This window comes from Nocardiopsis sp. LDBS0036, from assembly GCF_041228755.1.
Classification (GTDB): Bacteria; Actinomycetota; Actinomycetes; order Streptosporangiales; family Streptosporangiaceae; genus Nocardiopsis; species Nocardiopsis dassonvillei.
The window spans coordinates 1,783,332-1,804,063 of the sequence record NZ_CP141103.1 but is presented as its reverse complement, the minus strand read 5'-3'; the positions used below and the strand labels follow the sequence as shown (position 1 = coordinate 1,804,063).

17 protein-coding genes are annotated in these 20,732 nt (G+C 74.3%); 11 read left to right on the top strand and 6 right to left on the bottom strand.

The annotated features are described in order from the left end of the window. Positions 1 to 400 precede the first annotated feature (400 nt). Positions 401 to 2,491, bottom strand: a complete 2,091-nt coding sequence (locus tag UIS43_RS07475; protein WP_370012897.1) for a helix-hairpin-helix domain-containing protein — start codon at positions 2,489 to 2,491, stop codon at positions 401 to 403. Positions 2,492 to 2,758: 267 nt separating this feature from the next. Further along, on the bottom strand, positions 2,759 to 3,358 hold the full coding sequence (locus UIS43_RS07470) for a MarR family winged helix-turn-helix transcriptional regulator (RefSeq protein ID WP_156910846.1): 600 nt from the start codon (positions 3,356 to 3,358) through the stop codon (positions 2,759 to 2,761). Positions 3,359 to 3,457: 99 nt separating this feature from the next. On the opposite strand from UIS43_RS07470, the gene UIS43_RS07465 reads away from it, so the two are divergent. After that, the gene (locus UIS43_RS07465; RefSeq protein ID WP_370012896.1) at positions 3,458 to 5,734 is read left to right on the top strand and encodes an LLM class flavin-dependent oxidoreductase; all 2,277 of its coding nucleotides are present in this window, start codon (positions 3,458 to 3,460) and stop codon (positions 5,732 to 5,734) included. 307 nt (positions 5,735 to 6,041) lie between these two features. On the opposite strand, the gene UIS43_RS07460 is transcribed toward UIS43_RS07465, so the two are convergent. Continuing rightward, entirely contained in the window at positions 6,042 to 6,995 is a 954-nt protein-coding gene (locus tag UIS43_RS07460) for an aldo/keto reductase (RefSeq protein ID WP_013153782.1), read from the bottom strand. 231 nt (positions 6,996 to 7,226) lie between these two features. Between UIS43_RS07460 and UIS43_RS07455 the strand changes: the two genes are divergently transcribed. Next, entirely contained in the window at positions 7,227 to 8,048 is an 822-nt protein-coding gene (locus UIS43_RS07455; protein WP_013153781.1) for a histidine phosphatase family protein, read from the top strand. 252 nt (positions 8,049 to 8,300) lie between these two features. Here the strand turns inward: UIS43_RS07455 and UIS43_RS07450 are convergent, their stop codons facing one another. Continuing rightward, the gene (locus UIS43_RS07450) at positions 8,301 to 8,738 is read right to left on the bottom strand and encodes an SgcJ/EcaC family oxidoreductase (RefSeq protein WP_013153780.1); all 438 of its coding nucleotides are present in this window, start codon (positions 8,736 to 8,738) and stop codon (positions 8,301 to 8,303) included. Between the two features lie 193 nt (positions 8,739 to 8,931). On the opposite strand from UIS43_RS07450, the gene UIS43_RS07445 reads away from it, so the two are divergent. From UIS43_RS07445 to UIS43_RS07435, 3 genes are all read left to right on the top strand, one after another. Continuing rightward, a complete protein-coding gene (locus tag UIS43_RS07445) occupies positions 8,932 to 9,513 on the top strand; it encodes a DUF3090 domain-containing protein (protein WP_013153779.1) in 582 nt (193 codons plus the stop codon). 58 nt (positions 9,514 to 9,571) lie between these two features. After that, complete coding sequence (locus UIS43_RS07440; protein ID WP_013153778.1) at positions 9,572 to 10,324, top strand: SCO1664 family protein; 753 nt, start codon at positions 9,572 to 9,574, stop codon at positions 10,322 to 10,324. A gap of 413 nt (positions 10,325 to 10,737) precedes the next feature. Then, positions 10,738 to 11,538, top strand: a complete 801-nt coding sequence (locus UIS43_RS07435) for an HAD-IIA family hydrolase (protein ID WP_013153777.1) — start codon at positions 10,738 to 10,740, stop codon at positions 11,536 to 11,538. A gap of 244 nt (positions 11,539 to 11,782) precedes the next feature. On the opposite strand, the gene UIS43_RS07430 is transcribed toward UIS43_RS07435, so the two are convergent. Continuing rightward, entirely contained in the window at positions 11,783 to 12,166 is a 384-nt protein-coding gene (locus UIS43_RS07430) for an RNA polymerase-binding protein RbpA (RefSeq protein WP_013153776.1), read from the bottom strand. 847 nt (positions 12,167 to 13,013) lie between these two features. Between UIS43_RS07430 and UIS43_RS07425 the strand changes: the two genes are divergently transcribed. The 6 genes from UIS43_RS07425 (at position 13,014) to UIS43_RS07400 (ending at position 18,562) form a co-directional block, all read left to right on the top strand. Further along, positions 13,014 to 14,375 (top strand): ATP-binding protein, encoded by a 1,362-nt coding sequence (locus UIS43_RS07425; RefSeq protein WP_013153775.1) that lies wholly within the window; start codon positions 13,014 to 13,016, stop codon positions 14,373 to 14,375. Next, positions 14,375 to 14,779, top strand: coding sequence for a roadblock/LC7 domain-containing protein (locus UIS43_RS07420; RefSeq protein ID WP_013153774.1), 405 nt, complete (start codon positions 14,375 to 14,377; stop codon positions 14,777 to 14,779). The genes UIS43_RS07425 and UIS43_RS07420 overlap by 1 nt, the downstream gene beginning before the upstream one ends. After that, on the top strand, positions 14,776 to 15,135 hold the full coding sequence (locus UIS43_RS07415; protein ID WP_013153773.1) for a DUF742 domain-containing protein: 360 nt from the start codon (positions 14,776 to 14,778) through the stop codon (positions 15,133 to 15,135). The genes UIS43_RS07420 and UIS43_RS07415 overlap by 4 nt, the downstream gene beginning before the upstream one ends. Then, positions 15,116 to 15,772, top strand: coding sequence for an ATP/GTP-binding protein (locus tag UIS43_RS07410; protein WP_013153772.1), 657 nt, complete (start codon positions 15,116 to 15,118; stop codon positions 15,770 to 15,772). The genes UIS43_RS07415 and UIS43_RS07410 overlap by 20 nt, the downstream gene beginning before the upstream one ends. 325 nt (positions 15,773 to 16,097) lie before the next feature. Next, a complete protein-coding gene (locus tag UIS43_RS07405; RefSeq protein ID WP_041552762.1) occupies positions 16,098 to 17,312 on the top strand; it encodes a cytochrome P450 in 1,215 nt (404 codons plus the stop codon). After that, entirely contained in the window at positions 17,312 to 18,562 is a 1,251-nt protein-coding gene (locus UIS43_RS07400) for a cytochrome P450 (protein ID WP_013153770.1), read from the top strand. The genes UIS43_RS07405 and UIS43_RS07400 overlap by 1 nt, the downstream gene beginning before the upstream one ends. A 450-nt stretch (positions 18,563 to 19,012) precedes the next feature. Here the strand turns inward: UIS43_RS07400 and UIS43_RS07395 are convergent, their stop codons facing one another. After that, a complete protein-coding gene (locus UIS43_RS07395; RefSeq protein ID WP_358415385.1) occupies positions 19,013 to 20,698 on the bottom strand; it encodes an ATP-binding cassette domain-containing protein in 1,686 nt (561 codons plus the stop codon). Between the last annotated feature and the right edge of the window lie 34 nt (positions 20,699 to 20,732).

Here is a 20,732-nt window from a genome sequence, read left to right as displayed (position 1 = left end):
GCGGGACCGCAGGTTGTCCACAGGGCGAAGAGCGGTCTGGTGCGGTGCCGGACGGGCGGGCTACGCTCGATTCGGGGAAGTTCTCGCTCCGCGCAGGTGCGTCACGCGCCCCCAAATCCAGTCTGACCGGTCTTCCCACCCGCCGCCAACCCCCGGCTTCCGCCTGTGGACGACCACCTCCGCGTGCCCAGGGAGCGTTGGGAAACCGCCGCGCTCCGACCCGGCCCGATCGGAACCATCCCCGCGTGCGCGGGGCGCGTTCCTGCGAACCCGGGAGGGCGGGGGTAGCGGCGGGGCCGTCCCCGCGTGCGCGAGACGCGTTCCCTAGGACGGCAAGGTAGAGGGCACCATCACGGACCACCCCCGCGTGCGCGGGGCGCGTGCTTCCCGAACCGCGGGCCTACCCCTCGCGCAGGATCCTCACCAGGCGGGTCGTCCGCTCCTTCGCCGCGTTCTCCCGCACACCGGTCTCCAGCCCGCCGCCGGTCGCGTCCACCAGCGACACGTGCCGCGTCGCCCGGGTCAGCGCCGTGTACACCTGTGGCCGCGACACCGGCACCTCCGGCGGGAACACCGCCACCACGGCGGGCCACCGGCCCCCGTGCGCGGCGGCCACCGTCACCGCCCAGCCCGGGCGCAGCGCCGCCGGGTCGGTCACCTTCACCCGACCGCCGCCGACCAGCTCCACCACGGCACCGCCGCCCACCTCGCGCAGATGACCGGTGTCACCGGGCCCGTAGCCGGGGCCCTCCGCCGTGAACAGCACCCGGTCGCCCACGTCGAACCCGCCGTGCGCACCCGGCCCCGGGTTCAGCCTCTCCTTGCACGCGGCGTTGACCGCCCGCGCACCGGCCGGGCCGTCCTCCCGCGCGGTCACCACCTGCACGTGCTCGGCCCCGATCCCCAACGCGCGCGGAATCGAGTCCGTCACCAGCTGCACCACCCGGTGCACCGCCTCCTCTGCCGACGCCGCCGGAACCCGCACCACCTCGCGTCCGGGCGCCTCCACCTCGGGAACCCCGCCCGAGGCCACGCCCGCCGCCAGCTCCGCGATCGGCCCCGGCGCGTCGTCGTCGGCCACCTCGGCCACGTGCGCGGTCCGCGACGCGGCGATGTCCACCACCACCTGGCCCGGTGTCGCCGAGGGCGCCTGGTTCGGGTCGGCCAGCAGCACCAGGTGCGCGTCGTCCGCGCACACCGAAGCCAGTTCGGCGGCACGGGCCGCGCCCACCGACATCGCCTCGCACAGCACCACGAGACCGGCCTTCAACGGGGCCTGCGCCAGGAGCGCGGGCAGCGACACCGCCCGCATGGGGGACTGACCGTCCTCGCCTGGCCCCTGCTGGTCCTGCTGTCCCTCCTGGCCCTGCTGCGTCTGCTGTTCCGGCTGCTCCGGCTGCTCTCGGTCCTCCCGCACTTCGTCAGCCTCTTCGGACCCCTGCTCGCCCGAAGCCCCCTGTGTCACCGGGGTTTCCTGCGAGTCCGGAGTGTCTTGTGTCTCCGAAGCCACCTGTGTGTGCGAAGCCCCCTGCGCATCCGAGGCCGCCTCAGCGCTCTCGTCCCCCCGCGCCGCTTCGTCCTCCCCGGCACCCCGGGTCTCCTCGGCGGCCCCGGCCTCCGGTGCCCCTCCGGCACCCCCGGAAACCCGCGCTCCCTCGGAACCCCCGCCCGCGGCCCGCTCCCCGCGGATCCGCGCCAGGTCGGCGTTGACGGCCGCCGCGGCCTGCGCGGTCGGCGCAGCCACCGCGATCCCCACCTGGCTGTCGGTGGCGATCGCGTCCAGGCACACCAGCGCCCGCGCGATCTCCGCCGCGTCGCCGGGGCCGTGCCGCAGCACCGTCACCGGGCGCAGGGTCGCCGTCACCAGGGCCTCGCGTGTGCGGTCCGAGACCGTGAACCCACCCCGCTCCTCGGCCGCGTCCACCGTCTCACCCGCGGTCATCGAGTCCATGATCGGCTCGTTGCCGCCGATCAGCCGCAGCAGCTGTTCGCCCAGCCGCTGTTCGGCGTGCCCCACCTCGGGCAGCGCGTAGAACAGTTCGGTGTCGGGCAGGTCCGGGACTCCGCCCTCGCTGAAGTCGAAGTCCTCGTCGTCGTCCTCGTCGGTGCTCTCCAGCACCACCGCGCTCCCGTCGGCCACGGCCGCCTCCAGCGCGGCGGCCGGATCGGCCACCCCGAACCCGCCCACGACCGAGGCCAGCTTCTTCTCCTCGACCACGGTGTGCCCGCGCGCGGCGGACATGCGCAGTACGTGCCCGGTGAGCGCCGCCAGCCGCCGGGGGTCGCCGGGCCGCGCGCCCTCGCCCAGGTGTCTGCGGGCGCAGAAGTCGGCCTGCTCCGGGGTCACCTGCGGCAGGCGCAGCAGCAGCCACGGGTTCGCGTCCAGCGCGGCGGCGGCCCCCGGCCCCAGCACGCCCAGCAGCCGGGGCGCCAGGGCGCCCGGCGCGCCCATCCGGTCAAGGACGGCACTGACCTGTTCTGCCTCGGACACCTCGGGCGGTTCCCCTCGTCATACGGTTCACGGACTCTGGGGGAGCCTATCGACTGGCGACGACGCTCGGTTCCCGCTTCGGGGGTGCGCCCGCCGATGCCCGCCACCATGCACCCCGGTCGCCTGCCGTCGCCCGCCCCGGTCGCCCGTTGCCACGCTCCCCGTCCGCCCGCCGTCGCTCGAACTCGGCACGCCTTCCTGACGCGTCCCGGAACCGCCCTGGCATCGGAAACCTCCCCGAGTCCAGGAGCGCCCCCGGCCCGCCCGCTACTCCCGCTTGGCCCGGTTCCCGCGCCCGCGCCGCCCCTCCCGCTTCTCCGGCTTCCCAGCCGGGTCGTCCGGACCGACGACCTGGCGCACGGCCGCGCACGGGTCGGTCGTGGGGGAGGACTCCTGGACGGCGACGGCCGCGTGCTGGGCGATCCGGCGGAACAGCTCGCGCGCGGGCGCGTCGAGTCCCGCCAGGATGTGCTCCTCCGCCTCACGCACGCGTGCGCTGAGCGAGGCCAGCACCTCGCGGCCGTGCGCGGTGGCGCACACCCGCCGCACCCGCCGGTCGCCGGGGTCCACCCGGCGCCGCACGAGGTCGGCCTCCTCCAGGTCGTCGAGGAGGTAGGTCATCACGCTGCGGTCGATGAGCAGCCGCTCGGCCAGGGCCGCCTGGGTGGGGGGCTCGTCGAGTGAGACCGCGGTGAGCACATGGTAGCCGCGGCTGCCGTGCGGGACGCCGTCCAGGACCGCCTCCACCCGCTCGTGCCACCGGCGCAGGAGCACGGCCAGCGACCACCCCAGGTCGGTGTCCTGTCCCGGAGTCGGGTCCGCGTTCCCGGCCGGGGTCCGGCCGGGCTTCGGAGTGGGGAGTGCCATGCTCCGAGGCTACCAGGAATAGGTGGCACACAAGATAAGTTGTTGCCAACATCGTTGGTTCGACAAACTAGTTCCGGCTTCCTCCCGAGGAGAGAACCCATGCCCGACTACGGACACCCCCTGAGGTTCGGCACCTTCATCACACCCGCGGCGCAGGACCCCGACCGCACCGTCGCGCTCGCCGAACTCACCGAGGCGGCCGGACTGGACCTGGCCACCTTCCAGGACCACCCCTACAACCCCGGCTTCCTCGACACCTGGACCCTGCTGAGCTGGGTGGCCGCGCGCACCACGCGCCTGAGCGTGTCGGCCAACGTCCTCAACCTGCCCCTGCGCCCGCCCGCGATGCTCGCCCGTTCCGCCGCCAGCCTCGACCTGCTCTCCCACGGCCGCTTCGAACTCGCCCTGGGCGCCGGAGCGTTCTGGGACGGCATCGAGGGCATGGGCGGCAAGCGCCTCACCCCGCGCCAGGCCGTGGACGCGCTCAGCGAGGGCATCGACGTCATCCGCGCCGCCTGGGACACCGACGCCCGCGGCGGCGTCCGCGTCAACGGAGAGCACCACCGCGTGCGCGGCATGAAGCGCGGCCCCGCCCCCGCCCACGAGATCGGCATCAGCCTGGGCGCCTACAAGCCCCGCATGCTGCGCCTGGTCGGCGCCAAGGCGGACGGCTGGCTGCCCAGCCTCGGCTACCTCAAGCTGGAGGACATGGCCGAGGCCCACCGGACCATCGACGAGGCCGCGCAGGCCGCCGGGCGCGACCCCCGTCAGGTCCGCCGCATGCTCAACCTCGCCCAGATCGCCTTCCTGCCCACCGGGAAGGACTTCCTCCAGGGCCCGCCCGAGCAGTGGGTGGACGACCTGCTGCCCCTGGTCCTCGAACACGGCTACTCCACGTTCATCGTGGGCACCGACGACCCGCGCACCATCCAGACCTTCGGCGCCGAGGTCGCCCCCGCCCTGCGCGAGGCCGTGGACCGCGAACGCGCCGACGCGGGCACCGACACCGGCCCGGCCCGCGCCGCCGCCTCCCTGGCCGCGCGCCGCTCCGGCATCGACTACGACGGCGTCCCCGAGAGCCTGCGCGAGCACGCCGTCGAACCCGGCGACCGCGCCTACGCCCGCGTCCGCCACGGCTACATGCAGAAGGGCTCGCCGGGGCTGGTCCTGCGCCCCGGCAGCGCCGAGGAGGTCGCCGAGGCCCTCGCCCACGCCCGCGCCCAGGACGCCGACCTGCACGTGCGCAGCGGCGGCCACGGCATCAGCGGGCGCTCCACCGGCGACGGCGGCGTCGTCGTGGACCTGTCGCGGATGAACGGCGTCGAGGTCCTGGACGCGGACTCCGGCCTGGTCCGGCTCGGCGCCGGCGCCCGCTGGGGCGAGGTCGCCGACACCCTCGCCTTCCACGGCCTGGCCCTCAGCTCGGGCGACCACGGGGGAGTGGGCGTCGGGGGCCTGGCCACCACCGGCGGCGTGGGCTACATGTCCCGCGCCCACGGCCTGACCATCGACAACGTCACCGCCGTCGAGGTCGTCACCGCGGACGGAACCCCCGTGCGCGCCGACGCCGACCACCACCCCGACCTGTTCTGGGCCATGCGCGGCGCGGGCGCCAACTTCGGCGTGCTCACAGCCGTCGAGGCCACGGCCGCCCCGGTGCGCGACGTGGTCCTCGGCCAGTTCGTCTACGACGCGACCGACACCGCCGCCTTCCTCCGGGCCTGGGGCGAGGTCGCCGAGGCCGCGCCGCGCGAGGTCACCGCCTTCCTCACCACCGGCCCCGCGCGCGGCGGACGCGGCCCCGCGGCCCAGGCCATGGTGGTCTACGCCGGGGACGACACCGACCTGGCCGTGCGGGCGCTGGAGCCCTTCCTGTCCGTGGGCCCCGTCCTGGACCAGCGCGCCCAGCTCGCGCCCTACCCCGCGATCCTCGTCCGCCCCGACGGGCCCCACCAGGGCCACGGGCTGCCCGAGGCGCGCTCGGGCCTGCTGCACCACGTCACCCCGGACGCGGCCGAGGGCCTGGCCGGGCTGCTCGCCTCGGGCGACGTCATGTTCATGCAGCTCAGACAGGTCGGCGGCGCGGTCAACGACCTGGCGGCCGACGCCACCGCCTACGCCCACCGGTCGCAGAACTTCGTGCTGGCGGCCATGACGGCGACCCGGAGCGCCGTGCGCATGGACCAGCGGTGGGCGGACCTGGACAAGCACCTGGAGGGCATGTACCTGAGCTTCGACACCCGTACCGGGCCCGAGGTGCTCGCGCAGGCCTTCCCCGAGCCCACCCTGGACAGGCTGCGGGCCCTCAAGGCCGTGTACGACCCGCACAACGTGTTCGACAAGAACTTCCCGATCCCGCCCGCGACCCGGGGCTGAGCGGGCCCGGCCGGAACCGGGCGGGCGGTGGTGCGTCCCCCGCGTGTGCGCGTGCGCCGGGGGCGTCGCCGCCGGTCGGCGCCGCTCCGCGCGTTCCCCGCGCGTGGGCCCAAGGGGGGAGAGCCCGCCTGTGGGCTTGCCCGCCGTGAAACCGTTCGCGGGCGCACCGCACGGGTGGGGCGGGCGCGGTCACCGCACGGGCGTCGCCGGTTCGCGCGACCCGGGGGAGAAGGCGCCCCGAAGCCGCCGAGGACGGTCGCGCCCCCGTTTCCGTGGACCCCGAGGGAGCACCGGCGAGGGAGGGGTGTCAGCGCTCGGGGCGCGCCGTGGCGTCGTCGAGCGCGTCGCGGATCTTGGGCGGCAGCTCCACGCCCTCCACACCCAGGATCTCCTCCAGCTGCGCGAGGGTGCGCGGACCGACCACCGCCGCGGCCACGCCCTCCTGGTCGCGCGCCCAGCTCAGCGCCACCGCCAGCGGCGACACGCCCAGGCCCTCGGCCGCCGTGCACACCGACTCCACCACCCGGCGGCTGCGGTCGTCCAGGTAGGGCTCCACGTACGGCGCCATGTGGGAGAAGGCCGCCCGCGAGTCCGGCGGCGTACCGTTGCGGTACTTGGCGGTGAGCACGCCGCGTCCCAGCGGCGACCACGCGATCAGGTGGGCCCCGGCCACCGCCGCGGCGGGCCGCAGACCGTGGTCGGCGCCCCGGTTGAGCAGCGAGTACTCGCTCCCCACGCTCACCAGGGGCACGCGCCCGGGGCGCGCGCGCTGCCAGGTGGCCAGGGTCGCGAACTGCCACGACTCCAGGTTCCCCGTGCCCACGTAGCGCGCCTTGCCCGCCGCCACGGCCGCCTCCATCGCGGCCAGCGACTCCTCGGGCGGCGTGGAGGGGTCGAACACGTGCAGCTGCCACAGGTCCACGTAGTCGGTCTGAAGGCGTCGCAGCGAGGCGTCCAGGGAGGCCAGCAGGTGCCGCCGGGAGGCGTCCACCGGCCGGTAGCCGTCGGGCGTGTGGCCGGTCTTGGTGGCCACCACCACGTCCTCGCGGCGCACCGAGGCGCGCAGCAGGCGCCCCAGGATCCGCTCGCTCTGGCCGCCGGTGTAGATGTCCGCGGTGTCCACGAGCGTGCCGCCCGCGTCCACGAACGCGGTGAGCTGCTGCCCGGCCTCCTCCTCGGAGGTGTCCTTGCCCCAGGTCATCGTGCCGAGAGCGGTACGAGAGACCCAGAGCCCTGATCTGCCCACCTGTCGCTGTTCCATGCGGCGGAGAGTACCGCGTCCGTCCGACGCCGTCCCTGGGCACACCCCCGCCGTTCCCCTCCGGCGCGGCCGTGACCGGGGCGTTCGCGGTGCCCGCGCCCGTGTTCCGGTTCCGGGAACGGGCTCCTCGAACCTGGTGGCCCGGATCCGCCGATCCCGCGGCGGCACACCGTTCCCGCGACCGCGGCCGGGGTCCTGCCCTCCCGTCCGCCACGGGCCTACCCTGTGACCATGGCGACACCCGCAGCACCCCAGGACACTCCGCCCCCACCGCCCGCACCCGAGGCGGTCACCCTCCTCCTCATCCGGCACGGGATGACCGACGCCACCGGCCCCCGCCTGGCGGGGCGCGCCGAGGGCGTCCACCTCAACGACACCGGCCGCGTCCAGGCCGCGCACCTGGCCGGTCGGCTCACCGGGCTGCGACCGGCGGCCCTGGTCTCCAGCCCGCTCGAACGCTGCCAGGAGACCGCCGAGGCCGTCGCCGCGCAGCTCGGCGTCCCCGTCACCACCGACGAGCGCTTCGTGGAGTGCGACTACGGCTCCTGGACCGGCCGCGGGCTCGGTGAACTGTCCGACGAACCCCTCTGGCGCGTGGTGCAGGACCACCCCAGCGCCGCGCGCTTCCCCGGCGGGGAGGCCCTGGCCGAGTCCTCGGCCCGCGCGGTCGCGGCCGTGCGCGACTGGAACGCCCGCCTGCTCTCGGCGCCGCCCGAGGCCCCGGTCCCGGGTTCCCCGTCCGAGGCATCGGCCCCGGGCGTCCCGTCCGCGCCCCAGGACCCGCCCGTGTACGTGGTGTGCAGTCACGGCGACATCATCAAGGCCATCGTCGCCGACGCCCTCGGCATGCACCTGGACCTGTTCCAGCGCCTGAGGGTGGACCCCTGTTCGGTCACCTCCATCACCTACACGCGCACCCGTCCCTTCCTCAACAAGCTCAACGACACGGGGGAGAGCCTGACCGCGAGCCTGCCGACCCCCGCCGAGGCCAGCGGCGACGCGGCCGTGGGCGGCGGCGCGGGCTCCCAGGAGACCCCCGCCGACGCCCCCTGACGGTCCCTCCTCCGCCCCGGCGGGCCTCGGGGAGGCCTCGGGCCCTGGATCCCCGGACGCATGCCCGGCTTGCGAGTTCGGCCACGACGGCCTCGTGCCCGTTGCCTGAACCCGTGTGCCCCGACCGGCCCCGGTGGGCCGCCGAGGAACCTCGGCGGCCCACCGGGGCCGCGGCCCGACCGTCAGACGCGCCGGAGGCCCCGGTCGGCGCCCTGCCTTCCCGGGACACGTCCTGCCCCACGGGTCAACGGGTCACTGGGCCACGATCATGTTCTGGCCCGCGCTGATGCGCCAGCCGTCCTCTCCCCGGGCGTAGACGTACAGCGCGCTGCCCGCGGGAGCGCCGGTCGGCTCCCCGTCCGCGTCCACCGCCGTCTGGGCCACCTGCACGGCGATCACGTCCGGGCGGATCTCCAGCAGGTTGGCCACCTCGTACCGGGCGTAGGAGTCCGCCAGCCTCGGCGCCACCTCCCTGGCGAACGCGGCGATCTGCGCGGAACCGACCATCCGCCTGCCCGCGGCCGAGGCCCACAGCGCGTCCCCGGCGTAGTGGTCGGCCAGCGCCACCGGGTCGTGGGCGTTGAAGGCGTCCTGCAGGCTGCGCACGAGAGCGTGGATCTCGGCGTGGGACCCCGCGCGGTCCCCGGGGCTCCGGTGGGTACGGGTCTCGGTCTTCTCGGCGTCGCTCATGCCGTGTCCGTTCCTGTCGGGGGCGGTGGTCCGTCCCGCTGGAACAAACCAACAACCTCAACATTTGTTGAAGTCAAGGAGGTGTGACGTGGTGCGCACCCTCCCGGCGCCCGGCCCCTCGGCCCTACCCGGGCCCACCAGCGCGTCCAGCGGGTTTGGCACCGGTAGGCCCGCATCCCGTAAGGTTCTTGGCATGCCCGTCTTTCAGTTCAATCCGCCGGAGCGGTTCGTCGCGGGGACCGTGGGCCAGCCGGGAGACCGCACCTTCTTCCTCCAAGCCGTGGGAGAGGGGCGCATCACCAGCGTGGTCCTGGAGAAGGCGCAGGTCGAGGCGCTCGCCACCCGTATCGAGGAACTACTGGAAGAGGTGCACCGGCGCTTCGGCTCCCCGCCGGAGGACACCGCTCCGCCCGAGGACGACGCTCCCCTGGAGCAGCCCATCGAGCAGGACTTCCGGGTCGGCACCCTGGCCCTGGCCTGGGACGCCGAGGCCGCCCGCGTCATCATCGAGGCCCAGGAGATCGACGAGACCGCCGGTGAGGACCTGCTGGAGGACGACGAGGAGGAGCTGGAGGTCTTCGCCGAGGAGGCCCCCGCCCACCGCGACGTCCTGCGCGTCTACCTCACCCCCGGCGCCGCGCGCTCCTTCGCCGGGCGCGCGCTGAAGGTGGTCGCCGCCGGACGCCCGGACTGCCCGCTGTGCGGACGTCCGCTCGACCCCGCCGGCCACATCTGCGTACGCCAGAACGGCTACCGACCGGACAGCCTCGTCTGAGCACGCCGATGAGCACACCAGCGGCGGGCCGCCGGGCGCGCAGACCCGGGGGCCCGCGATGAGGGACACCGCCGACGCCTTCGACGGCCTCAGCCCGGCCGTCGGGCTCGACCTGCTCCGCACCGGCGAGATCACCGTGGAGGGACGGCTGACCGCCGCCTCCAACGCCACCCTGTACTGCACCGTCTCCGACGGCGTGCGCTCGGCCGCCTGCGTGTACAAGCCGGTGGCGGGGGAGCGGCCGCTGTGGGACTTCCCCGACGGAACCCTGGCCGGGCGCGAGGTCAGCGCCCACGCCGTCTCCGAGGCGCTGGGCTGGGGGATCGTCCCGCCCACGGTGCACCGCGACGGCCCGTTCGGCGAGGGCATGGTGCAGCTGTGGGTGCACGGCGACGCCACCGTGGACCTGGTCGCCCTGGCGCGGGAGACCGACAACGCCGACCTGCGCCGCATGGCGGTGTTCGACGCGGTCATCAACAACTCCGACCGCAAGATCGGCCACCTGCTGCCCACCCCCGGCGGGCACCTGTACGGCTGCGACCACGGGGTCTCCCTCGCCGAGGACTACAAGCTGCGCACCGTGCTGTGGCAGTGGCAGGGCCAGCCGCTGCCCCAGGACGCCCTGGAGGCCCTGGGGTCGGTGCGCGACCAGCTCGCCGACGCGGACAGCGCCCTGTCCCGGGAGCTGGCGCGGCACCTGACCGGACCGGAGGCCTACGCGGTGCGCAGCCGGGTGGACCTGCTCATCCAGCACGGCGTCCACCCCTACCCGGCGCCGGACTGGCCCGCGGTGCCCTGGCCGCCGATCTGAGTCCGGGCCCGGCTTCCGTCCGCTCTGCACGAGGCGGGGCCTCCGGCCGCCCCGGCGCTCCGGTGAGCGGTGCGATGCGCACGGGACGGGTGTCCCCGGCTCCCACCGCACCGCCCGCGGCGGCTCCTTCGTCCGCGGCCACGCCCCCGCCGGGTCGCGAACCCGTGCGCCTGTCCCAGGTCTCCTCCGCCCGCCTCACCCAACGGGGCGGACGGGTGACCGTGACCCTCCCGACGGCGGCGCGGTCGGCTACTCCGCCCGCGGCCGCGACGGGGAGTACCTGCGGGCGGTCTTCCGCGAGCACCCGGACGGGCGCTTCCCCGAGGAGGAGTCCGCCGCCGGGACCGGGCCGGTGTGAGGGTGCTCGCCTACCGGGGGGTGGGAATGGCGTGCTCCTTGCCCCGGACGGCACAATGGGGCACGTGAGCAACGAGTGGAACTACCTATTCGACATGGACGGCGTGCTCGTACGCGAGCAGCACCCCATCCCGGGCGCGGACGAACTCATCGCGGAGCTGCGCGAGAACGGGATCCCGTTCATGGTGTTGACCAACAACTCCATCTACACCCCCCGCGACCTGCGGGCGCGTCTGCTCAGCTCGGGCCTGGACATCCCCGAGGAGTCGATCTGGACGTCGGCACTGGCCACCGCCCAGTTCCTCCAGACCCAGCGCCCCAACGGGTCGGCCTACGTCGTCGGCGAGTCCGGCCTGACCACCGCCCTGCACAACGTCGGCTACGTGATGACCGAGCGCGACCCCGACTACGTGGTGCTCGGTGAGACCCGCACCTACAGCTTCGAGGCCATAACCCGCGCGATCCGGCTGGTCCGCGGCGGCGCGCGGTTCATCGCCACCAACCCCGACGAGACCGGTCCCAGCGCCGAGGGGCCGCTGCCCGCCACGGGCGCGGTCGCCGCGCTGATCGAGAAGGCCACCGGCCGCCGCCCCTACTTCGTGGGCAAGCCCAACCCGCTGATGATGCGGTCGGCGCTGCGCCGGATCGGCGCGCACTCGGAGAACACCCTGATGGTGGGCGACCGGATGGACACCGACGTGCTCAGCGGGTTGGAGGCGGGCCTGCAGACCGTGCTGGTGCTCTCGGGCATCTCCGAGCGCGAGACCGCCGAGCAGTTCCCCTACCGCCCTACCCGTGTGATCGGGTCGGTCAAAGAGCTGGTGGGCATCACCCGCGACCCCTTCCAGCGCGACTAGCGCTTCCGGCGGGACCGGAGCTTCCGGCGGGACCGACGCTCCGGCGGAACCGGCGTCCGCGCCGGGGACGCCGCGGAGGGGCGCACGCCGCCCTCCCGCGGTGGTCCTGCTTCCAGCGCCGCTGTGGGCGCCCCACAGCGGCGCTGGGAGCAGGATCACCCCTGCGGCCCGGGTGTTCCCGGGGCCCGACACGACGACGGGGGCGGCGGACCGTGTCCGCCGCCCCCGTGTGTCGCGGGATGCCTCAGGCGCTCTGCCGCTGCCTGGCGATCTCCTCCACCTTGGCCGCCTCCTCGCGGCGGCGGGCGCGGAGCAGGGCCAGGCGCTCGGCGAGGACCTCTTCCAGGTCCTCCATGCTCCGGCGCTCCAGCAGCATGTCCCAGTGGGTGCGCGTGGGCTTGGCGTTCTTGGGCTCCTCGCCGGAGCCGTCCCGCCGCAGGGCGCGGTCGCCGCAGAAACGGCACTCCCACTCGGCGGGAATCTCTGCCTCGGTCGCGAAGGTGACCGAGAAGCGGTGGCCCCGGGTGCAGTCGTAGGTGACTTCCTGCCGCGGAGCCAGGTCGGTGTTGCGGTCGTTCTCGTAGCTCGTCGCCCCGAGCCGGGTGCCGCGAAGTGCTCGCTCGGCCATCGTGTGGGTGCCTCCAGGCGCTTGTGCGGTCTCGCGGGGTGTAACGCGTCGGTCCACGTCAAGATTCCCCGCTGACCTGAGGTCGAACCACCTCCGGCGTCCAGGGGCCACCCCGATCCCAAAACATCGTCCGGTGCGCCGAGTGTGGCACATGTGACCTGGGACACTCCAGGCTGGCTGTTTCGGGTGTGTCTCTATATACGCCCGCCGGGGGCGAAAAACATCCGCTAAGCCCCGTTTTCGCCTTCCCGGCGCACCCTCCTGCCTGGTGGGGGAGGCGCCGCGCCTCCGGGGCCGAATCAACAGCGGCGGGGTCCCGTCGTCGGCCGCGCTCGCCGCGCCCCGGAGGGTCGGTGTCCGTCCCCGGTGGAACCCGTGGCCGACTCAGGCCAGTTCCGCGCCGCCGCCCGCGGCCACCCTTGGCCACCCGCGGTCGCGGGTCTGTCCCGCGTCAACCCCGCCCGTCACACTGTGTCCACCCTTGCCGCGCTTCCCCCCGAACCCGCCGCCGCACGGTTCCCGCAGTTCACGACTGGAAAAGCCGGACGCTCGACAATGGCTTCCGGAAAAGGTCGGACCTTCTCGGTCCGCCGATTATCACTCTCCGGAATCCGCGCTCTGGTAGGGAATCCGGTTACCCGTCCCCCGTGTGCGATAAAGATTCCATTATGCCGACATGGCCGCCCGAGGTGTCTGGTGGTATGTTGACTCGCCGTACACCGAAAAGCGTAGGTCGGGGAAATTAATCCCCTTCCTTTAGGTGTGCACATCGTGCCGGAAACGTCCCCTTCGGTGCGTCCTCACGTGCCGGAACCAGGAGCGACGGCGCGGCCGGACGTGGAGCCCCATGACTGCTGAGACCCCCCTCCCCCGAGGAGCCGTGCCCGCGCGGCCGTCCGCGCCGCGCTGGCTCCTCCTCCCCCTCGCGGCGCTGCCCTTCTGGGCCGTGCTCCCGTGGGCCGCGCCCGAGGCCCGGACCCTGCCCGTCCTGGCCGCCTCCGCGGTTCCCCTCGTGCTCCTGCTGGCCCTCGCGGTGCTGCTCGACCGGCGCGACCGGCGGATCCACGACCTGGGCGCCCGGCTCGACGCGCTGCGCGCCGACACCGCCTCCCTGGCCGACGAGCACCTGCCCCTCCTGGCCCGGCGCCTGCGCGCGGGCGACTCCGCCGACACCGCCCTGCGCGCCCTGCCCCTCCCCGCCGACCACGGGGGCAACGCCGTCCTGCGGGCCGCCGCCACCGAGATCGCCGCCGCCGAACGCCGGCGCTCGGCCGCCATGGCCGCCTGCGCCACCGCCGCCGGGCGCGTCCAGGCCCTGAGCACCACCATGCTCGCCGACCTGCGCCGGATGCAGGAGCGCCACGGCGACGGCGACGCGAACGCCGACGTCCTCGGTGACCTCATGCACCTGGACCACAGCACCGCCCAGGTCGGACGCGTCGCCGACAGCATCGCCGTCCTCACCGGGGCCCGCTCCGGCCGCCGCTGGGGCCGGGCCATCGGCATGGAGAGCGTCGTCCGCGGCGCCATGGCCCGCATCGGCGCCTACCAGCGCGTCCGCGTGCACAACGCCTCCACGCAGGCGGTCGCCGGGTTCGCCGCCGAGGGCGTCATCCACGCCCTGGCCGAGATCCTGGACAACGCCGCCAGGTTCTCCCCGCCCACCGCGGAGGTCCACGTCCACGTCGAGGAGGTCCAGGCCGGAATCGCGGTCATGGTCGAGGACGGCGGCCTGGTCATGGGGGAGGAGGCCCTGCGCCGCGCCCGCCGCGCCGTCGAGAACGACCTGGACCTGGCCGCCATCTCCGGAACCCGGCTGGGCCTGTCGGTCGTCGGCCAGATCGCCCACCGCTACGGCCTGTCGGTGTCCTTCCGCTCCTCCTCGCGCGGCGGCACGGCGGTCGTCCTCCTGCTGCCCCGCAAGCTCGTCAAACCCCTCCCCGAGCCCGTGGCCCCCGACTCCCCGGCGTCCCCGCCCGGGGCCGCCCGGGAGCCCGACACCGCCCCCACGCCCGCCGCGGTCCCCCCGGCCGCGACGGAGACCGCCGCGGAGGACGTCGACGGACTGCCCCGGCGCCGCCGCGGCCGGACCCTCGCGGCGGCCGAGAACACCAGGCCCGCACCGCGCAGGAGCAACCCCGCCGCCGTGGCGAGGGGCTTCGGCGAGTTCCGCTCCGCGGTGCGCGGCCCGAACGACAAGGACGCATGATGGACCTCGACACGCTGACCTGGCTCCTCGAAGGCCTCCTGGAACGCACGCCCGGCACCCGGCACGCCCTCGTTCTCTCCCGCGACGGGCTCAAGCTGTGCCACAGCTCCGGTCTGCGCGCCGACAGCGCCGACCACCTCGCCGCGATCGCCGCCGGGGTGCAGAGCCTGGCGCACAGCGCCTCGGTGGAGTTCGGCGACGGGGCGGGCGGCGTCCGCCAGGCCATGGCCGAGTTCTACGGCGGCCTGCTGTTCATCGTCGAGGCCGGGCACGGCGCCCACCTGGCCGTCATCACCTCCGAGGAGGCCGAACCCGGTCTGGTCGGCCACAACATGAACGAGCTGGTCGAGCAGATGGGCGAGCACCTGACCACCCCGCCCCGCGCCGGAGCCGGACCGGTATGACGCGCCCGCACCAGCAGGAGGGTCCGGACCGCCTCTACGTCATCACCTCGGGCCGCAGCGGCGGGGCCGACGACTCCCTGGACGCGGTGACCCTCATCGTGGCCGAGAGCGCGCCCACCCCCGGCATGCAGTCCGAGCACGCCCGGATCCTGCGGCTGTGCCGGGGCCCGACGGCGGTGGTGGAGATCTCCGCCCACCTGCGCCTGCCGGTGGCGATCGTGCGCATCCTGGTCACCGACCTGCTCGACACCGGCCTGGCCACCGCGCGCCACCCCCGCCCCGCGCCCTCACCGGCCCACCCCCTCGCCTCCCCGGACGTGTTGGAGAAGGTGCTCGTTGCACTCCACAACCTCTGATCCCCCCTCGGCCCCGCCCCCGGGCCCCCCGCACGCCGCCGCGGACCGCACCCGCGAGGCCGCCCGCGTCCCGCTGCCCGACACCGCCGAGTACGCCCTCAAGATCGCGGTCGTGGGCGGCTTCGGGGTCGGCAAGACCACCCTGGTCCGCTCGGTCAGCGAGATCCGCCCGCTCAGCACCGAGGAGACCATGACCCGGGCGGGGCACGGCGTCGACGACGTGGACGGGGTGGAGGCCAAGCGCGCCACCACCGTCGCCTTCGACTTCGGCCGCATCACCCTGGACGCCGCCTCGGTGCTCTACGTCTTCGGCGCCCCGGGCCAGGAGCGCTTCTGGTTCCTGTGGGACCGCCTCTTCTCCGGGGCCCTGGGCGCGGTGGTCCTGGTGGACACCCGGCGCCTGGAGGACTCCTTCTACGCCATCGACCGCCTGGAGGCCCAGGGCACGCCCTTCGTCGTGGCCCACAACGACTTCGGTGAGGCCGAGCACAGCCTGGAGAAGGTGCGCGCCGCCCTGGACCTGGACGCCTCGGTACCGCTGCTGCGCTGCGACGCGCGCGCACGCGACTCGGCCAAACAGGTCCTCATCGCTCTGGTCGGCCATGTCCGCGCCCTGGTCACGGAAGCCGCCCGGTGAGCCGACTGCTCGTCTGCCCGGTCCGCCGCCGAGGCCCCGGCGCGCGTCTCTCCCGCCCCGTGCCTTTGTCCCGCGCCGTGCGCCTTGCCTGTACCACGCGTCTTTCCGGTGCCGCACGTCCCGTCTGCACCACATGCTCCCCCTGTACCGCGCGTCTTTCCCGTGCCGCGCATCCCTGTCGTCCCGTGTGTCTTGCCCGTACCGCGGATCCTTTCCGCGCCGCGCACGTCTCCCGCACCGCCACGCGCCTGCCCGTCCCGGTGCCGCACGCCCCCCGGCCGCCGAGTCGGGCGGCCGCCCACCCCCTTCTCCCGGAGGACCGAGAGTGGCCGACCCCGTCCGGCTGTACGACCCCCGCTTCAACGCCGACCCCCAGGGTTCCTACCGGGCCATGCGCGCCGAACACGGTTCCGTCGTGCCCGTGCTCATGGAGGGCGACGTCCCCGCGTGGCTGGTCATCGGCTACCACGAGCTCCACCACGTCCTCAACACCCCCGAGGTGTTCGCGCGCGACCCCCGCCGCTGGAACGCCTGGGACCGGGTGCCGCGGGACTGGCCGCTGCTGCCGGTGCTCGCGCCCCAGCCCAACCTGCTGTCCGCCGAGGGCGAGGAGCACCGGCGCCGCACCGCCGCGGTCAACGACGCCCTGAACGGGGCCGACCCGCACGAGCTGCGCGCGGTCACCGCACGCCTGGCCGACCGCCTCGTCGACGGGTTCTGCGCCTCCAGCGGCACCGACCTGCGCACGCACTACGCGCAGCGGCTCCCGTCCCTGGTCCTGTGCTGGATGTACGGCCTCGACGACGAACGCGGCGAGGCGGTCACCACCCTGATGGGCACCATGTTCGACGCCGGTCCCGACGCGGTCGGGGCCCACGTCGAGATCGTGGCCGAGTTCACCCGGCTCGTCGCCTCCCGCCGCGCAGACCCCGGACCCGACGTGGTGTCCCGGATGATCGCCCACCCGGCGGGCTACGGCGACGCGGACCTGGTCGCCGAACTGGTCGCCGTCCTGGGCGGCGCCCACCAGACCACCTCCGAGTGGATCGGCAACGCGCTGCGCCTGATGCTCACCGACGACCGCTTCTCCGCCTCCATGGCGGGCGCCCGCAGCAGCGTCCGCGAGGCCCTGGCCGAGGTCCTGTGGGAGGACTCCCCGTCCCAGATGAACGCCGGGCGCTTCGCCGCCCGCGACGTCGAGCTGGACGGCAGGGTCATCCGCAGGGGCGACCTGCTCCTGCTGGGCTACGCCGCGGCCAACAAGGACCCCCGGCTGCACACCGGCGAGCGCTCCTCGGCCGTCCGGGGCAACCACGCCCACCTGTCCTTCTCCCACGGCGAGCACAGCTGCCCCCACGCCGCGCAGGGGATCGCCGAGGTCATGGCGGTCACGGCGGTGGAGGTGCTGCTGGACCGCCTGCCCGACGTGGAACTGGCCATCCCCGCCGAGGAGGTCCGCTGGCGGCCCTCGCCCTGGGTGCGGGGAGTCGTGTCACTGCCGGTCACCTTCACCCCCACACCCCCGCAAGGAGTCCTGTGATGCCCTGCCCCGTCCAGCACACCCCCGACGGAGTCCCGCTGGTGCACGCCGTGCCCGACGACGTGCAGGCCGACCGCGAACGCCTCCACCGGGCCGGACCCGTCACCCGGGTCGAACTCCCCGGCGGGGTCCGCGCCTGGGCCACCACCCACCACGAGGTCAGCCGCGCCACCCTCAACGACCCCCGGTTCGTCAAGAGCGTCGACCACTGGGACGACTACCAGAGCGGCCGGGTCCCCGAGGGCTGGCCGCTGATGGGCACGATCCCCACCGACAGCTCCAACATGCTGGCCCAGGACGGCGCCGCCCACCGGCGCATGCGCAGACTCACCGCCAGCCCGTTCTCGGCGCGCCGGGTGGAGCGCCTGCGCCCGCGCATCGAGGAGATCACCGCCCGGGCGCTGGACGCCCTGGAGCCGCGCGCGCACGAACCCCTGGACCTGAAGTCGGAGTTCACCTTCCGGGTCCCCATGGGGGTGATCGGCGAACTGTACGGGGTGGCCGAGGCGGAGTACGCCCAGCTCGGCGAGATGTACGCCAAGCTCTTCTCCGGCACCACCGAGGAGGGCGAGCACCTGCGGATCTACGGAGCCCTGTTCCAGTTCTTCGCCGAGATGGTCGCCCGCAAGCGCGCCAGCCTGGACGAGCACGACGACTTCACCGCCGACCTGCTCAGAGCTAGGGAGGACGGCGACTCCCTCAGCGACACCGAGGTCACCATCACCCTGCTGACGGTGGTGGCGGCCGGGCACGAGACCACCGTCAACCTGCTCAACAACGTGGTGCGCGCCCTGCTCGCCCACCCCGACCAGTTCGCCCTGCTCAAGGCGGGCAAGGTGACGTGGGAGCAGGTCATCGAGGAGACGCTGCGCTACGACCCGCCCAACAACGTCATGATGTTCCGCTTCGCCACCGAGGACGTGGAGGTCGGCGGGCAGACCATCCGCAAGGGCGAGGCGCTGATGACGCACTACGGCGCGGCCACCCGCGACCGCGCGGAGTTCGGTGAGGACCCGGACCCGTCCGTCTTCGACCCGCAGCGCACCCAGGGGCGCCACATCACCTTCGGGTACGGCCCGCACATCTGCCCCGGGGCGCCGCTGTCGCGGCTGGAGGCCGGGATCATCCTGCCGATGCTCTTCGAGCGCTTCCCGGACCTGCGGCTGGCCGTCCCCGACGAGGAGCTGCGGGTGCAGTCCGCGCTCTCGGTCACCAGCCTGAGGGAGTTCCCGGTCGTGCTGCGTCCCTGACAGGTGGGCCGCACGGCGCGTGGTCGGTTCCCGCGCCGTGCGGCCCCGCCCCGCGTCAAGAAGGCCTTGTGTTGACGCCTCCCGGCCGTGGGCTCGGCTGGCCGCCCGCCTGCTCGGAGGGGTGCCCGGCCGTGACCGACATCGAACCGCCCGTCGGATAGCGGCTCGACCGAGAACGCCCCCGGTGTGATGCGGGGTCCCTGGGCTGCGATGACGCTGCTGTGTCAGCCTGCCGCCCGGCATGGCGGCGTCATGGCGAGGGGGTGGTCCGGTCAGCCCCTGCGGGCGCCGTCCTACCCGCGGTGCTCGCCGCGCATGATCCGCGCGGGCACACCGGTTCCGGCGCCTCCCGGTCCCCACCCGCAGCGGTTCCGGTGCTCCTCGGCGGCGCCCACACGCCGAGTCGGCGTTCACGCCGGTTCGGTGTGACACGCTCCCGGTTCCGAACCCCTACCGTTCGCGGCGCACCCGCCCCTCGTCCCACACCGGCTCCGGCGCCTCGTACACGCCTCCGTCGGCGCCGAACACCACGAACCGGTCGAACCCGCGCGCGAACCAGCGGTCGTGCGTCACCGCCAGGATCGTGCCGTCGTAGGCCTCCAGCGCCGACTCCAGCGCCTCCGCCGACACCACGTCCAGGTTGTCCGTGGGCTCGTCCAGCAGCAGCATCGTCGCCCCTGACAGCTCCAGCAGCAGGATCTGGAACCGCGCCTGCTGACCGCCCGAGAGCGTGTCGAAGGTCTGCTCCGCGGCCGGAGCCAGCTCGTAGCGGTCCAGCGCCCGCCCCGCCTCGTCGCGGGGCACGCCCCGGCGGGCGCCCTGCCCCCGGTGCAGGATGTCCAGCAGCGTACGCCCCGCGAACTCGGGGTGCTCGTGGGTCTGCGCGAACCATCCCGGCAGCACCCGCGCGCCCAGCCGCGCCGTGCCGCTGTGCTCCACCGGCGGCACCTTCGCCCTGTCCTCCTCCGGCAGCACCGACGACTGGGGATCGCTGCCGCCCCCGGCCGCCAGCCGCAGGAAGTGCGACTTGCCCGACCCGTTGGAGCCCAGCACCGCCACCCGCTCGCCGTACCAGACCTCCAGGTCGAACGGGCGCATCAGCCCGGTCAGCTCCAGCCCCTCGCACACCAGCGCCCGCCTGCCCGTCCGGCCGCCGCGCAGCCGCATCCGCAGGTTCTGCTCGCGGGGCAGCTTCTGCGGCGGCCCCGCCTCCTCGAACCTGCGCAGCCGGGTCCGCGCCGACTGGTAGCGCGAGGCCATGTCGGAGTTGTAGGCGGCCTTCTGCTTGTAGGCGGCCACCAGCGCCCTGAGCTTGGCGTGCTCCTCGTCCCAGCGCCGCCGCAGCTCGTCCAGCCGCTCGAACCGCTCCCGGCGGGCGTCGTGGTAGGTGTCGAACGCGCCCCCGTGCACCCACGCCGTGTTGCCCGCCGCGCCCAGTTCGACCGTGACGATCCGGTCCGGCACCCGGCTCAGCAGCTCGCGGTCGTGCGAGACGAACAGGACCGTCTTGGGGGTGGCCAGCAGCGCCTCCTCCAGCCAGCGCTTGCCCGGAACGTCGAGGTAGTTGTCCGGCTCGTCCAGCAGCAGCACCGGCGCCGGGCCCCGCAGCAGGGCCTCGATGACCAGGCGTTTCTGCTCCCCGCCCGACAGCGTGCGCACCTCGCGCCACCGGCAGCGCTCGTAGGGGACGCCCAGTGCCGCCGTGCAGCACTGGTCCCACACGACCTCGGCGTCGTAGCCGCCCGCGTCGCCGTAACGGGCGATGGCCGCGGCGTAGCGCATCTGCGTCCTCTCGCCGTCGTCGACCATCATGGCCGCCTCGGCCGCCTCCAGGTCCGCGTGCGCCTCGCGCACCGGAGCGGGGGAGACCGACACCAGCAGTTCGTGCACGGTGGTCTCGTCGCGCACGTGCCCGATGAACTGCGGCATCACGCCGAGTTCGCCGTCCAGGGTGACCGCGCCGCCCTGGGGGCGCTGCTCGCCGCGCACGATCCGCAGCAGGGTGCTCTTGCCCGCGCCGTTGGCGCCCACCAGCGCCGTCTTGGACCCCTCTCCGACGCGGAAGGACACCGAGTCCAGCAGGACCCTGCCGTCGGGCAGGGTGTGGCTGACCTGGTTGACGTCGATGTAGCCCAAGACCGCTCTCCACAGGGGTTTCGCCGTAGACGCC

What these genes read in the sequence shown, in the direction of transcription:
- UIS43_RS07470 (WP_156910846.1), bottom strand. Translation starts at nt 3,358, where the DNA reads ATGGCACTCCCCACTCCGAAGCCCGGCCGGACCCCGGCCGGGAACGCG.
- UIS43_RS07465 (WP_370012896.1), top strand. Translation starts at nt 3,458, where the DNA reads ATGCCCGACTACGGACACCCCCTGAGGTTCGGCACCTTCATCACACCC.
- UIS43_RS07460 (WP_013153782.1), bottom strand. Translation starts at nt 6,995, where the DNA reads ATGGAACAGCGACAGGTGGGCAGATCAGGGCTCTGGGTCTCTCGTACC.
- UIS43_RS07455 (WP_013153781.1), top strand. Translation starts at nt 7,227, where the DNA reads ATGGCGACACCCGCAGCACCCCAGGACACTCCGCCCCCACCGCCCGCA.
- UIS43_RS07450 (WP_013153780.1), bottom strand. Translation starts at nt 8,738, where the DNA reads ATGAGCGACGCCGAGAAGACCGAGACCCGTACCCACCGGAGCCCCGGG.
- UIS43_RS07445 (WP_013153779.1), top strand. Translation starts at nt 8,932, where the DNA reads ATGCCCGTCTTTCAGTTCAATCCGCCGGAGCGGTTCGTCGCGGGGACC.
- UIS43_RS07440 (WP_013153778.1), top strand. Translation starts at nt 9,572, where the DNA reads ATGAGGGACACCGCCGACGCCTTCGACGGCCTCAGCCCGGCCGTCGGG.
- UIS43_RS07435 (WP_013153777.1), top strand. Translation starts at nt 10,738, where the DNA reads ATGGGGCACGTGAGCAACGAGTGGAACTACCTATTCGACATGGACGGC.
- UIS43_RS07430 (WP_013153776.1), bottom strand. Translation starts at nt 12,166, where the DNA reads ATGGCCGAGCGAGCACTTCGCGGCACCCGGCTCGGGGCGACGAGCTAC.
- UIS43_RS07425 (WP_013153775.1), top strand. Translation starts at nt 13,014, where the DNA reads ATGACTGCTGAGACCCCCCTCCCCCGAGGAGCCGTGCCCGCGCGGCCG.
- UIS43_RS07420 (WP_013153774.1), top strand. Translation starts at nt 14,375, where the DNA reads ATGGACCTCGACACGCTGACCTGGCTCCTCGAAGGCCTCCTGGAACGC.
- UIS43_RS07415 (WP_013153773.1), top strand. Translation starts at nt 14,776, where the DNA reads ATGACGCGCCCGCACCAGCAGGAGGGTCCGGACCGCCTCTACGTCATC.
- UIS43_RS07400 (WP_013153770.1), top strand. Translation starts at nt 17,312, where the DNA reads ATGCCCTGCCCCGTCCAGCACACCCCCGACGGAGTCCCGCTGGTGCAC.